Source organism: Lichenibacterium dinghuense (assembly GCF_021730615.1).
GTDB lineage: Bacteria > Pseudomonadota > Alphaproteobacteria > Rhizobiales > Beijerinckiaceae > Lichenihabitans > Lichenihabitans dinghuensis.
This window is the reverse complement of sequence record NZ_JAJLMN010000001.1, coordinates 4169174-4181823: the sequence shown is the minus strand read 5'-3', so window position 1 is coordinate 4181823 and position 12650 is coordinate 4169174. Positions and strand designations below refer to the sequence as shown.

Annotated in this window: 10 protein-coding genes; 7 read left to right on the top strand and 3 right to left on the bottom strand. The window is 72.9% G+C overall.

What is annotated here, in order from left to right; genetic code table 11:
• Nucleotides 1-3: 3 nt before the first annotated feature.
• The 4 genes from L7N97_RS19845 to L7N97_RS19830 all read left to right on the top strand — a co-directional run bounded on the left by L7N97_RS19845 (nucleotide 4) and on the right by L7N97_RS19830 (nucleotide 5726).
• Nucleotides 4-1680 (top strand): helicase HerA-like domain-containing protein, encoded by a 1677-nt coding sequence (locus L7N97_RS19845; protein WP_237480006.1) that lies wholly within the window; start codon nucleotides 4-6, stop codon nucleotides 1678-1680.
• Nucleotides 1677-2564: a PfkB family carbohydrate kinase gene (locus L7N97_RS19840; RefSeq protein ID WP_255722240.1), complete on the top strand. Its 888-nt coding sequence runs from the start codon at nucleotides 1677-1679 to the stop codon at nucleotides 2562-2564. Before L7N97_RS19845 ends, L7N97_RS19840 begins: the two co-directional genes overlap by 4 nt.
• A gap of 61 nt (nucleotides 2565-2625) precedes the next feature.
• Nucleotides 2626-4239: an inorganic phosphate transporter gene (locus L7N97_RS19835; protein WP_428981010.1), complete on the top strand. Its 1614-nt coding sequence runs from the start codon at nucleotides 2626-2628 to the stop codon at nucleotides 4237-4239.
• 113 nt (nucleotides 4240-4352) lie between these two features.
• Nucleotides 4353-5726 carry a M20/M25/M40 family metallo-hydrolase gene (locus tag L7N97_RS19830; protein WP_237480004.1) on the top strand — a complete coding sequence of 458 codons (1374 nt, stop codon included), beginning with the start codon at nucleotides 4353-4355 and terminating at the stop codon, nucleotides 5724-5726.
• A gap of 112 nt (nucleotides 5727-5838) precedes the next feature.
• Here the strand turns inward: L7N97_RS19830 and murJ are convergent, their stop codons facing one another.
• Both murJ and L7N97_RS19820 read right to left on the bottom strand, forming a co-directional pair.
• Nucleotides 5839-7368 (bottom strand): murein biosynthesis integral membrane protein MurJ, encoded by a 1530-nt coding sequence (murJ, locus tag L7N97_RS19825; RefSeq protein WP_237480003.1) that lies wholly within the window; start codon nucleotides 7366-7368, stop codon nucleotides 5839-5841.
• 143 nt (nucleotides 7369-7511) lie between these two features.
• Nucleotides 7512-8111 carry a superoxide dismutase gene (locus L7N97_RS19820; RefSeq protein WP_237480002.1) on the bottom strand — a complete coding sequence of 200 codons (600 nt, stop codon included), beginning with the start codon at nucleotides 8109-8111 and terminating at the stop codon, nucleotides 7512-7514.
• Nucleotides 8112-8310: 199 nt separating this feature from the next.
• Here L7N97_RS19820 and L7N97_RS19815 point away from each other — a divergent pair, with 199 nt between their 5' ends.
• Nucleotides 8311-8919, top strand: coding sequence for a hypothetical protein (locus tag L7N97_RS19815; protein WP_237480001.1), 609 nt, complete (start codon nucleotides 8311-8313; stop codon nucleotides 8917-8919).
• A gap of 16 nt (nucleotides 8920-8935) precedes the next feature.
• Here L7N97_RS19815 and L7N97_RS19810 read toward each other — a convergent pair whose 3' ends face one another.
• Nucleotides 8936-9439, bottom strand: a complete 504-nt coding sequence (locus L7N97_RS19810; protein ID WP_237480000.1) for a VOC family protein — start codon at nucleotides 9437-9439, stop codon at nucleotides 8936-8938.
• A 189-nt stretch (nucleotides 9440-9628) separates the two neighbouring features.
• Between L7N97_RS19810 and L7N97_RS19805 the strand changes: the two genes are divergently transcribed.
• Both L7N97_RS19805 and L7N97_RS19800 read left to right on the top strand, forming a co-directional pair.
• Entirely contained in the window at nucleotides 9629-11239 is a 1611-nt protein-coding gene (locus L7N97_RS19805) for an efflux transporter outer membrane subunit (protein WP_237479999.1), read from the top strand.
• Nucleotides 11236-12639 (top strand): efflux RND transporter periplasmic adaptor subunit, encoded by a 1404-nt coding sequence (locus L7N97_RS19800; RefSeq protein WP_237479998.1) that lies wholly within the window; start codon nucleotides 11236-11238, stop codon nucleotides 12637-12639. Before L7N97_RS19805 ends, L7N97_RS19800 begins: the two co-directional genes overlap by 4 nt.
• Nucleotides 12640-12650: the final 11 nt, after the last annotated feature.

The following is a 12650-nucleotide window of genomic DNA, read 5'->3' as shown; positions in this document are numbered from 1 at the left end:
GCCATGTCCGATCCCCATCCCGAGCCCGGCCGCCTCCTGCTCGGCCTCAGCGCCGGGGCTGCGGCGGGGCAGCCCGGCCACTACGATTATCTCCTCCTCGCCATGGCGAACCGGCACGGGCTCATCACGGGCGCCACCGGCACTGGCAAGACCGTGACGCTGCAGCTCCTCGCGGAAGGGTTCAGCCGCGCGGGCGTGCCGGTCTTCGCCGCCGACGTGAAGGGCGACCTCGCCGGGCTCGCGAAGCCGGGCGCCGGCCGCCGCGCCGTGGCGGAGCGCGCGAAACTGGTCGGCCTGCCCTACGCGCCCGAGGCCGCCCCGACCGTGTTCTGGGACCTCTACGGCGAACAGGGCTCCCCCATCCGCGCCACCGTGGCCGAGATGGGGCCGCTCCTGATGAGCCGCATGCTGGAGCTCAACGACACGCAGACGGGCGTGCTCAACGTGCTGTTCCGCGTCGCCGACGAGCGCGGGCTGCTGCTGCTCGACCTCAAGGACCTGCGCGCCGTGCTGGGCTACGTGGCGGACTACGCGGCCGAGCTGACCACGCAATACGGCAACGTCGCCGCGGCCACGGTCGGCACGATCCAGCGCCGTCTGCTGGTGCTGGAGAACCAGGGCGGCTCGAACCTGTTCGGCGAGCCCGCGCTGGAGATCGACGACCTGCTGGGCCGCACCCCGGACGGGCGGGGATATGTGAACGTCCTCGCGGCCGACCGGCTGATGCGCTCGCCGCGCCTCTACGCCACCTTCCTGCTGTGGCTCCTGTCCGAGCTGTTCGAGCGCCTGCCCGAGGTCGGCGACCTCGACCGGCCGAAGCTGGTCTTCTTCTTCGACGAGGCCCACCTCCTCTTCGACCACGCGCCGAAGCCGCTGATGACCGCGATCGAGCAGGTGGTGCGGCTGATCCGGTCGAAGGGCGTCGGCATCTTCTTCGTGACGCAGAACCCGCTCGACGTGCCGGACGCGGTGTTGGGCCAGCTCGGCAACCGCGTGCAGCACGCGCTGCGCGCCTTCACGCCGCGCGACGCCAAGGCCGTGAAGGCCGCCGCCGACACGTTCCGGCAGAACCCGGCCTTCGACGCCGCCGCCGTCATAAAGGAGCTCGGCGTCGGCGAGGCACTGGTGTCGACGCTGCGCGAGGACGGCTCGCCCGGCGTGGTCGAGCGGTGCTGGATCGCCCCGCCGATGTCGCGCGTGGGGCCGCTGACGGCGGAGGAGCGGCGCGCGCTCGTCGAGGCCGGGCCGATCTACGGCAAATACGACACGCCGATCGACCGCGACTCGGCCTTCGAGGTTCTGGCGCGGCGCGGCGCCAAGGCGGGCGGCGCCCCCGTGCCCCCGGCCGAGCCGCCCCGCGCGGCCCCGACGCCGCCGCCCGCCGCGCCGTCCTTCCTGCCGCCGCGCCAGGGCTCGGTGCCGCCCTCGGCGCCCCGCTCGACGGCCTGGGGCCAGCCCGCGCCGCAGCCCCCCGCCCAGCCCGAGGCCGAAGCGCCGGGCTTCCTCGACGGGATCGAGGGCGCGATCGGCGACTGGTGGAACGGCGGCGGGTCGAGCCGCGGGCGCATGACCAACGGGCAGCTCGTGGTGCGCTCGGCGCTCCAGTCCGCCTCCCGCTCGGTCGGCACGCAGGTGGCGCGCCAGATCATGCGCGGCGTGCTGGGCGGGCTGCAGCGCTGACCCCCTCGCCTCCCGTCGTCTGCGTCGGCGGCGCCACGGTCGACCGCACCTACCGCCTCGCCGGGCCGCTCGTGGCGGAGACGTCGAACCCCGCCGCGGGGCGCACGGGCTTCGGCGGCGTCGCCCGCAACGTCGCCGCCAACCTCGCCCGCGCCGGCCTGCCGGTCGAGCTCGTGTCCCGCATCGGCGAGGACGCGGCCGGGCGCGCGCTCGTGGCCGCGCTCGACGGCGCGGGGATCGGGCGCGGCGCCGTGCGGGCCGCCGCGGGCCGGGCCACGGCCGAATACGTCGCCGTGCTGACGCCGGGCGGCGACCTCGCGCTCGGCCTCGCGGCCATGGACGTGTTCGAGGCGCTGACGCCCGAAGCCCTCGGGGTCGAGGCGGCGCTGATCGCCGGGGCGGCGCTGGTCTTCGCCGACTGCAACCTGCCCGCGGGCTCGCTCCGGGCGCTCGCGGAGCGGCGCTTCGGCGGCAGCCATCTTCTGGCCTTGGACGCCGTGTCGGTCGCCAAGGCGGCGCGCCTGCCCGGGCGCCTCGACGGCGTCGACCTCCTGTTCCTCAACCGCGACGAGGCCGCGGGGCTGGGGCCGCGGTTCGGCGGGAGCGATCCGGCCGAGGCCGCGGCGGCCCTCGTTCGCGCGGGGGCGGGAAGCGTCGTGGTGACGCTCGGCGCCGAGGGCGCGCTGGCCGCGACGGCGGGGAGCGTCACCCGCGTGCCCGCCGTGCCGGCGCGCGTCGTCGACGTCACGGGCGCGGGCGACGCGCTGGTGGCGGCGACGCTGGCGGCCGTGATGGGCGGCGCGTCGCTGCCTGACGCGGCGGCGCTCGGCTGCGCCGCGGCGGCGGAGGTCGTCGCGGCGCCGCGCGGATCAACGACGGGTTAAGATTTCATAAAACGGTGACGCGCGGGGGCTAGCGTCGGGGCACGCCCCCCGGAGCGACCCGATGTCGAGCACCACCCTCCTGCCGAACACCAAGCCGGCGCCCGACCGGCCCACCATCGACCATTCGAGCGACAAGGCCACGCGCTACGGCGTGCTGGTCATGATGGTGGTGGGCCTGTGCTTCACGGCCTACAGCGTGTGGCGCGACGTCGACGTGTCGGGCGGCTCGTCCGAGTCGATCCTGGTCTACCTGCTGCTCGCCATCGCGCTCGTCATCGCGCTCGGCTTCGAGTTCGTGAACGGCTTCCACGACACCGCCAACGCGGTCGCGACCGTGATCTACACGCATTCGCTGATCCCCAACTACGCGGTCGTGTGGTCGGGCTGCTGGAACTTCCTCGGCGTGCTCACCTCCACGGGCGCCGTGGCGTTCGGCGTGATCTCGCTGCTGCCCGTCGAGCTGATCCTGCAGGTGTCGTCCCACGCCGGCTTCGCGATGGTCTTCGCGCTGCTCATCGCGGCCATCCTGTGGAACCTCGGCACCTGGTGGTTCGGCCTGCCGGCCTCCTCGTCGCACACGCTGATCGGCTCGATCATCGGCGTCGGCGTCACCAACGCGCTGCTCAACGGCCGCACCGGCACCTCGGGCGTCGACTGGGGCCAGGCCACCACGATCGGCGAAGCGCTGCTCATCTCGCCACTGGTCGGCTTCTTCTTCTCCGGCGCGCTGCTGCTGATCCTCAAGTTCCTGGTCCGCAAGCCGGAGCTCTACGCCGAGCCGAAGCCGGACTCGGTGCCGCCACTGTGGATCCGCGGCCTCCTCATCTTCACCTGCACGGGCGTGTCCTTCGCCCACGGCTCCAACGACGGCCAGAAGGGCATGGGCCTCATCATGCTGATCCTGATCGGCACGGTGCCCACCACCTACGCGCTGAACCGCGCGGTGCCGAACGACTTCATCCCGCAGTTCGAGCAGACCTCGGCGGCGGCGGCGAAGATCATCGACACGAAGGCGGCCGGCTACGCCATCACGGGCGACCCCCGCCCCGCCGTCACGGCCTTCGTGCGCGACCACAGGCTCGACGACGGCGTCTACCCGTCGCTCGCCGCCCTCATCACCCAGGTGGCCGACGACGTGAGGGGCTACGGCACGCTCGCCAACGTGCCGGCCAGCAAGGTCAACAACACCCGCAACGACATGTACCTCACCTCCGAGGCGCTGCGAAACCTGCCGAAGGTCCAGGACAACCAGCTCTCGCCCGACGAGGTCAAGACGCTCAACAGGTACAAGGGCGCGCTCGACACCTCGACCAAGTTCATCCCCATCTGGGTCAAGGTGGTGGTGGCGCTGGCGCTCGGCCTCGGCACGATGATCGGCTGGAAGCGCATCGTGGTCACGGTGGGCGAGAAGATCGGCAAGACGCACCTCAACTACGGCCAGGGCGCCTCGGCCGAGCTCGTCGCCATGGGCACGATCCTGGCGGCCGACCAGTTCGGCCTGCCGGTGTCGACCACCCACGTCCTGTCCTCGGGCATCGCCGGCACCATGGCGGCCAACGGCTCGGGCGTGCAGATGGAGACGATCCGCAACATCGTGCTGGCCTGGGTGCTCACCCTGCCCTGCGCGATCGTGCTGTCGGGCTCGCTCTACTTCGTGTTCAGCCACATCTTCTGAGGGCGCGACCGCGCCATGCCCGGCTCGCTGTGAGCCGGGCTTTTTTGCGCCTGTTCGGTGATCGGGGCGGCTGGTAAGCCTTCCGCAACGTATCATCCGACCAGGAACCCTCCATGGCCTCGATCGACGCCGTCCTGCAGACCATCGACCAGAACCGCCCGGCCGCGCTGGACCGGCTGTTCGAGCTGCTGGCGATCCCCTCCATCTCGACCGACGCCGCCTACGCGCCGCAGTGCGACCGCGCCGCCGAATGGCTCGCCAAGGAGCTGACCGAACTCGGCTTCGAGGCTAAGGTGCACCAGACGGCGGGCCGGCCGATGGTGCTCGGCCACGCCAAGGCGGCCCACCGCGACGCGCCACACGTGCTGTTCTACGGCCACTACGACGTGCAGCCGGTCGACCCGCTGAACCTGTGGAACACCGACCCGTTCAAGCCCGAGCTGCAGGACGGCGCGCGGATCGTCGCCCGCGGCGCCTCCGACGACAAGGGCCAGCTCATGACCTTCGTGGAGGCCTGCCGCGCCTTCCGCGACACCGGCGGCCTGCCCTGCGAGGTCACCGTGCTGTTCGAAGGCGAGGAGGAGTCGGGCTCGCCCTCCCTGCCCGCCTTCGTGGCGGCCAACAAGGACGCGCTCAGGGCCGACCTCGCCCTCGTCTGCGACACCGGCATGTGGGACGCGGAGACGCCGTCGATCACCACCATGCTACGCGGCCTCGTCGGCGAGGAGGTCGTCATCAAGGCCGCCGACCGCGACCTGCATTCCGGCATGTTCGGCGGCGCGGCCCGCAACCCGATCCACGTGCTGTCGCGCATCCTGGCCGACCTGCACGACGCGGACGGCCGGGTGACGCTGTCCGGGTTCTACGACGGCGTCGACGAGCTGCCGGCGGACGTCGCCGCGCAGTGGCGCGCCCTGCCCTTCGACGAGGCCGAGTTCCTGCACGGCGTCGGCCTGTCGGTGCCGGCCGGCGAGCGAGGCCGCTCCGTGCTGGAGAAGGTGTGGTCTCGCCCGACCGCCGAGGTCAACGGCATCACCGGCGGCTACGGCGGCCCCGGCTTCAAGACCGTGCTGCCCGCGCAGGCCTCCGCCAAGGTGTCGTTCCGCCTCGTCGGCCGGCAGGACCCGTCCAAGGTCCGCGCCGCGTTCCAGAGCTTCGTGCGCGAGCGGCTGCCGGCCGACTGCACGGCCGAGTTCCTGCCCCACGGGGCGAGCCCGGCCCTGCAGCTGCCCTTCTCGTCCGAAGCGCTGACCCGCGCGCGCCGCGCCCTCCACGCCGAATGGGGCAAGGAGCCCGTGATGGCCGGCTCGGGCGGCTCGATCCCGATCGTCGGGACCTTCAAGGCCGACCTCAAGATGGACAGCCTGATGATCGGCTTCGCGCTCGACGACGACCGCGTCCACTCGCCGAACGAGAAATACGAGCTGACGTCTTTCCAGAGGGGCGCCCGCTCCTGGGCCCGCGTGCTCGACGCCCTGGCGAAGTGAGATCGAGAGCGTCGGCTGGACGGCGTCGCCCCGCTCGCGATGACGGCGGAGCGGGGAGCGCCCGAAGCTGCGCGGGAGCGGATGCGGGCGGGTTGCCCGCGCTCCCGGCCGCCTACCGCCTCCGCCGCAGCGGCAGCCGCACGCCGGCGAACCGCAGCGCCACGACCAGCGCGGCGCCATAGACCGCGGCGCCGCCGGCCCCGGTGAGGCCGAGGTGCAGCACGTCGGCGAAGCGCTCGTTCGCCACCGCGGCGCCGATGCGGCGGTCCGCGACGACGACGAAGAGGCCGAGCGCCACCGCGGCGCCGTCCACCGCCAGCGCCACGCGCAGCACCGTCTCGTCCGGCCGCACCACCTCCTGCAGGTAGCCGATGAAGCCGAGCACGAGGAGGTTGATCCAGGCGCCCGCCGCGGTCGCGGCCGCGAGGCCCGCGACCCCGAAGGGGCGGTAGAGCACGAGCTTCAGGGCGAAGTTGAACGCCACGGCGAGCAGCGAGGCCGCCATCGGCACCGTGGTGTTGCCGCGGGCCTGGAAGCCGGAGCGCGCCGACGAGATCAGCAGCAGGGGCAGGAGCCCCGCCCCGTAGGCGACCAGCACGGAGGCCGAGGCCGAGGCCGCCTCCGCGGTGAACTTGCCGCGCAGGAACACGCCCCGCATGATCTCGTCCGGGATCAGCGCGAAGGCGACGAAGAAGGGCGCCGCCAGCGCGATGGTGAGCGCCACCGTGCGGTTCTGCGCCCGCAGCGCGCCCGCGGTGTCGCCGGCCGCGAAGTAGCGGCTCATCTCCGGCAGCAGCACCGTGCCGGCCGCGGCGCCGATGACGCCGATCGGCAGCTGGTAGATGCGCTCGGCGTAGTAGGCCGTCGCGTTGCCGTCGGGCAGCAGCGACGCGATGATCGTGTCGGTGAAGATGGCGATCTGCGGCCCGGCCGAGCCGATCACCGCCGGCCCGAGCGCGCGAAAGAAGCGGCGCACGTCGGGCCCGAGCCGCGGCCGCACCACCCGCTCCAGCACGCCGGCGCTCCGGGCGGCCGCGAACATCAGGGCGAGCTGCGCGACGCCCGACACCGTGACGCCGACGCTGGCCGCGATCCCCGCGTCGGGGAACAGCCAGGCGACGGCCAGGAACAGCATCATCACGACGTTGAGCAGCACGGGCGCGAAGGCGGCGGCGGCGAAGCGGCGGTGGGCGTTCAGCGTGCCGGACTGCAGCGTCACCAGCACCATGCAGAACAGGTAGGGGAAGGTGATGCGCGTCATCAGCACGGCGCGCGCGAACTTCTCCGGGTCGGCGTCGAAGCCCGGCGCGAGCAGCCCGACGAGCAGCGGCGTGAAGGCTTCGGCGAGCAGGAGAACCAGCGCCTGCGTGGCGAGCAGGATCGTGAAGATCTGGCTGGCGAACCAGCCCGCGGCGTGGCTGCCCTCGCGCTGCAGCACGCGCGAGTAGGAGGGAACGTAGGCGGCGTTGAAGGCGCCCTCGCCGAAGATGGCGCGGAACTGGTTCGGGAGGCGGAAGGCGACGAAGAAGGCGTTGGCGATCGGGCCGCTGCCCAGCAGGCTCGCCAGCAGGACGTCGCGCAAGAATCCGGTGCCGCGCGACAGCAGGGTGATGCCGCCGACGGAAAGCAGGTGTCTGTACATCCGGGCCCGCGTTCTCCGAACCGCGACGCCGCGGCCCGCCCCCCTGTACCCGATCCGGGGGACCGCGACAGCGGTCCCGTCCCGGATCGGGACGGGGTCAGACGATCACGCGGGGCTTGCCCGGACGGTGCGGATCGCGCGGCTCACTTCACCGCGGCCTGGTACAGCTCGTCGACGTGGTCCCAGTTCACGAGGTTCTCGACGAAGGCCTTGAGGTAGTCGGGCCGGCGGTTGCGGTAGTCGATGTAGTAGGAGTGCTCCCACACGTCGACGCCGAGGATCGGGTGAGCGCCGTGCACCAGCGGGTTCTCGCCGTTGGCGGACTTCATCACCTCGACCTTGCCGTCCTTGACGGCGAGCCAGGCCCAGCCCGAGCCGAACTGCGTGGTGCCGGCCTCGATGAACTTGGCGTTGGCGGCCTCGAGCGAGCCGAAGCTGTCCACCAGGGCCTTCTCGACCGCGCCCGACGGCTTGCCGCCGCCGTTCGGCTTCATCCACTGCCAGAAGTGGATGTGGTTGTAGTGCTGGCCGGCGTTGTTGAAGAGGCCCTGGTTCTTGCCGAACGAGCCCTTCACCACCTCCTCGACCGACTTGCCCTCGAACTCGGTGCCTTCGAGCAGCTTGTTGCCGTTGGTGACGTAGGCCTGGTGGTGCTTGTCGTGATGGAATTCGAGCGTCTCCTTCGACATGTAGGGAGACAGCGCGTCGTAGCTGTAGGGCAGCTCGGGAAGCGTGAAGGCCATGGTCGAAGCTCCAAATCCTGTGTCTTGCCGCGGAAGGGCGGGCGGGAATCGCGCGACGGCGCTGCCGCCCCGGAGCCGAACCTAGTGGCGAGGGACCGGGCCGGCAACGGCCGCCGGGGCGCCGGCTTTGCGCCGTCCCGGCATCCTGGTAACGCTTCGGCGCGCTTCGGACAGCACGGGCGCCGGGGGAGCAGAACGAATGGCTTGGGTGATTGCCGTCCTGGGTGCCGTGCTGGCCGCGGGCGGGGGCGCGGCGCTGTGGAACGGCAGCGGCTACATCCGGCTCGACTGGGGCCAGGCCGAGACCGTCGCCGGCACCGTGGCGCTGTCGGCCGGCGTGGTCACGATCGCCATCGCGGCCGTGCTCTTCGCCCTGCGCGACCTCGCGCGCCGCCCGGCGCGGGCCGCGGCCTCGGGCGTGGGGCTGGAAGCCGTGCACCTCGCCGAGGAGGCGGAGGCGCCGGCCCGCGGCCGCCTCGCGGGCAAGCTCGCCCGGGTCGGCATGCCGAAGCCCGAGCCCGCCCTGCCGGAGCCGCCCGCCGCGCCCGTCGAGACGGACCCCGCCCCGCTCGCCGCCGCGCCCGAGCCGCGCCCGCGCGCCGCGCCCGTCGCGGTGCCGGAAGCGCCGCGCCCCGCCGCGCCCGTTCTGCTGGAAGCGCCCACGGTGGTGGGCCGCTACGAGGCCAACGGCGCCTCCTACGTGCTGTTCTCGGACGGGACGATCGAGGTGGAGACCGACAGCGGCACCCACCGCTTCGCCTCCATGGCCGACCTCAAGGAGCACATCGAGCGCCAGGACGCCGGCTGAGGCGCCGGCCGAGCCGTCACCCGGCGGCCAGCAGGGCCTCGACGTCGAGGCGCCGCGTGAACATCGCGAGCCCGCCCTCCGCGTCGAGCGGCCAGGCGTCGCGCGGCCGGTCGCAGTAGAGCTCGACGCCGTTGCCGTCGGGGTCGCGCAGGTAGAGCGCCTCGCTCACCCCGTGGTCGCTGGCGCCGTCGAGCGGGATGCCGGCCGCGACCAGCCGGCGCAGGGCGTCGGCCAGGGCGGCGCGCGTCGGATACAGCACGGCCGTGTGGTAGAGCCCCGTGGTGCCCGGCGCCGGCGGGGGCCCGCCGAGGCTTTCCCAGGTGTTGAGCCCGATCTGGTGGTGGTAGCCGCCCGCCGACACGAAGGCGGCTCGCGTGCCGAAGCGCTGCATCAGCGCGAAGCCCAGCACGCCGCAGTAGAAGCCGAGCGCGCGCTCCAGGTCCGCGACCTTGAGGTGGACGTGGCCGATGGTGGCGCCAGGGTGGATCGGGCCGAAGCGCATCTCGGGCGTGGCGGTCATGGTCGTGGCTCCTGTGCGGGTCGCGTGCGGTCGGACCGATCATGCCCCGCGCGCCGGTGCGATTGCCACAGGGATGAAACCGCCGCGCGACGCGCCGGCCTTCCTTTCGCCGGTAAAACCTTTCTAAACAGGGGCGGCCGGACGGGCGCGAATCCCCGACCGAGCGCGTCGAGTCGGGGGTCGAGCAAGGTGGCAAGCTTCGCCCGAGGGGCGGCACGAGAGGGTGGCGCGCGCGGCGTCCCCGCGTCCCTCGCCGCCGCGGGGCTGGTGGCGGCGTCGCTGGCCGCCTGCTCGTTCGACGAGGTGCGCCCCGCGGTTGAGCAGCCGACGCCCGTCGCCTTCAGCCACGCGCCGGCCGACGCCCCGGCGAAGCCGCTGCCCGTGAACTGGCCGAAGGTGTTCGGCTCGCCCGAGTTGTCGCGCCTGGCCGAGGTCACGGCGCACGACAACTTCGACGTGGCGGCCGCCGCCGCCCGCATCCTGCAGGCCGACGCCCAGACGGCGGTCTCGTCCGCGCCGCTGTTCCCGCAGATCACCTCGTCGAACTCCACCGGCCGCTCCTTCACGCCGACAACGACCCGCTCCGGCGCGGCGCTGGGCGGATCGGGGGACGGCGGCGGCCGGACGATCGCCACCAACAGCTTCAGCCTCGGGCTGACGGCGAGCTACGAGCTCGACCTGTGGGGCCGCAACCGCTTCAACAGCCTCGCCGCGGCCCGCAACGCGGTGGCGACGCGCTTCGCCCGCGACACGCTGGTGCTGACCGCGGTGGCTTCCGTCACCAACAGCTACTTCTCGCTGCTGTCCGCGCAGGACCGGCTCAAGATCGCCGACCAGAACCTCAGGGAGGCGCGGTTCGGCCTCGAAGCCATCAAGGGCCGGCTCGCGGTCGGCACCGTCACGGCCCTGGAGGTGGCGCAGCAGCAGAGCGTGGTCGACCAGCAGCTCGCGAGCTTCCCGCCCCTGCAACAGCAGCTCCAGCAGGCCAAGACCGCCATCGCGCTGCTGACCGGCCGCGCGCCGGAAAGCCTGGCCATCAAGGGTGGCAGCCTCGACGCGCTCAAAGCCCCGACGATCCCCCCCGGCCTGCCGTCCCAGGTGATCCGCCGCCGGCCGGACGTCGCCGAGGCCGCCCTCAGCCTGGGTTCGGCCGACGCGTCCGTGCTGGCCGCCCGCGCGGCGCTGTTCCCCACCGTCACGCTCACCGCGGGGGGCGGGATCGAGAGCACGGCGCTGCGCACGCTGCTGTCGCCGGCCGCGGGCTTCGGCAACCTCGGCGCGGGGCTGGCCTCGCCGCTGCTCGACGGCGGCGCGCTGAAAGGCGAGCTCGACCTCCAGCGCGGGCGCGACCTGGAGCTGCTGCAGGACTACCGGCGCTCGCTGGTGCAGTCCTTCGTGGACGTCGAGAACGCGCTGATCGCGGTGCAGCAGAACACCGAGCACGAGAAGCGATTGGCCGCAGTCGTGGCCTCGGCCCGCTTGGCCTATGACATCACCAAGGTGCGCCTGCGCGAAGGGACCATCGACATCCTGACCGTGATCAACACCGAGCAGACCCTGTTCGCGGCGCTCGACGCGGAAGCGGTCGTGCGCCTCGCGCGCTTCACGGCGCTGTCGAGCCTCGCCCAGGCGATCGGCGGCGGCTGGACGCGGCCGGACCTGCTCGAACTTCCCGCCCTCGACGGCCTGACGCCCGTGCCGCTCCAAGCGGTGTCGCCAGACCCGGCGCCGGCGCAGGGGCTCGCGGTCGACCGGGGCGGCTACACGGCGAACGGGCCTGTCCCGGCGGGGCGATCATGAAGCGCTTCCTCATCCTCCTGGTCGTCGTCGCGCTCGGCGCCGCCGTCGCGGCGGAGCGGATGCCCGCCCTCCACGCCCGCGTGCCCTGGCTGCCGAACGTGCCCGGCCTGACCGTGGCCGCGGCCGACAAGGCCGCGGACGCCGACGGCGACGGCCGGGAAGGCGGCGGCAAGCGGCGCCGGCGCTTCGCCGCGGACGGGCCGATCCCGGTCCTGGCCGAGCGGGCGCGCACCGCCGACGTGCCGGTGACGGCCGACGTGCTCGGCACCGTGCAGGCCACAAACAGCGTGCTGGTGCGCTCGCAGATCGACGGCAAGCTCGTCGAGATCGACTTCCGCGAGGGACAGGACGTCAAGCGCGGCGACGTGGTGGCCCGCATCGATCCCGCCACCTACAAGGCGCTCTACGACAGCGCCGTCGCCAAGAAGGCGTCCGACGAGGCGCTGCTGAGCAACGCGCAGGTCGACCTCGTCCGCTACGCCAAGCTCGCCGAAACCCAGTACGGCTCGCACCAGCAGGCCGACACGCAGAAGGCGCTGGTGGCGCAGTACACGGCCCAGATCGCCCAGGACCAGGCCGCCATCGACAACGCCAAGGCGACGCTCGACTACGCCACGATCCGCTCGCCCATCGACGGGCGCACCGGCATCCGCCAGGTCGACGCCGGCAACATCGTCCACGCCAGCGACTCCACGGGCATCGTCACGATCGCGCAGGTCAAGCCCATCGCGGCGATCTTCAACCTGCCCCAGCAATGGCTGCGGCAGGTCAACGGCGCCGCCGCGAAGGGCACGCTGCGCCTCGTAGCCCACGACGGCTCGACGAACGACCTGCTCGACACGGGCACGCTGCAGGTCATCGACAACACGGTCGACCAGACCACCGGCACGGTGAAGATGAAGGGCAGCTTCCCCAACGCCGACGGGCAGCTCTGGCCCGGCCAGTTCGTCAATCTGCGCCTCTACGTGGACGTCCTGAAGAACGTGGTGGTCGTGCCGACCCCGGCCGTGCAGCGCGGGCCGGACGGGCCCTTCGTGTACCGCGTCGAGGACGGCAAGGCCGTGATGGTCAAGGTGCAGACCGGGCGGCAGACCGAGGCCGACACGGTGGTGACGGCCGGCCTCGCGCCGCCGGCCGAGGTCATCACCACGGGCTTCACGCGGCTGACGGACGGCACCAAGGTGGCCGTTTCGACCGCGACCGCGTCCGCGAACCCGGCGAAGCCCGACGCCGCGAAGCCGGCCGGGGACGACAAAACCGCCGCGCCCCCCGCCGCCGAGGCCGGCGCCGCGCCGGACCACGCCGTCGACGCCAAGGCGGACGCCGAGGCGGGCGGACCAGAAGCGGTCCGACGCCACCGCCGCCGGCGCGAGGGCGGACAGGCTGGGGCGTCGAACTGATGCGACGCGCG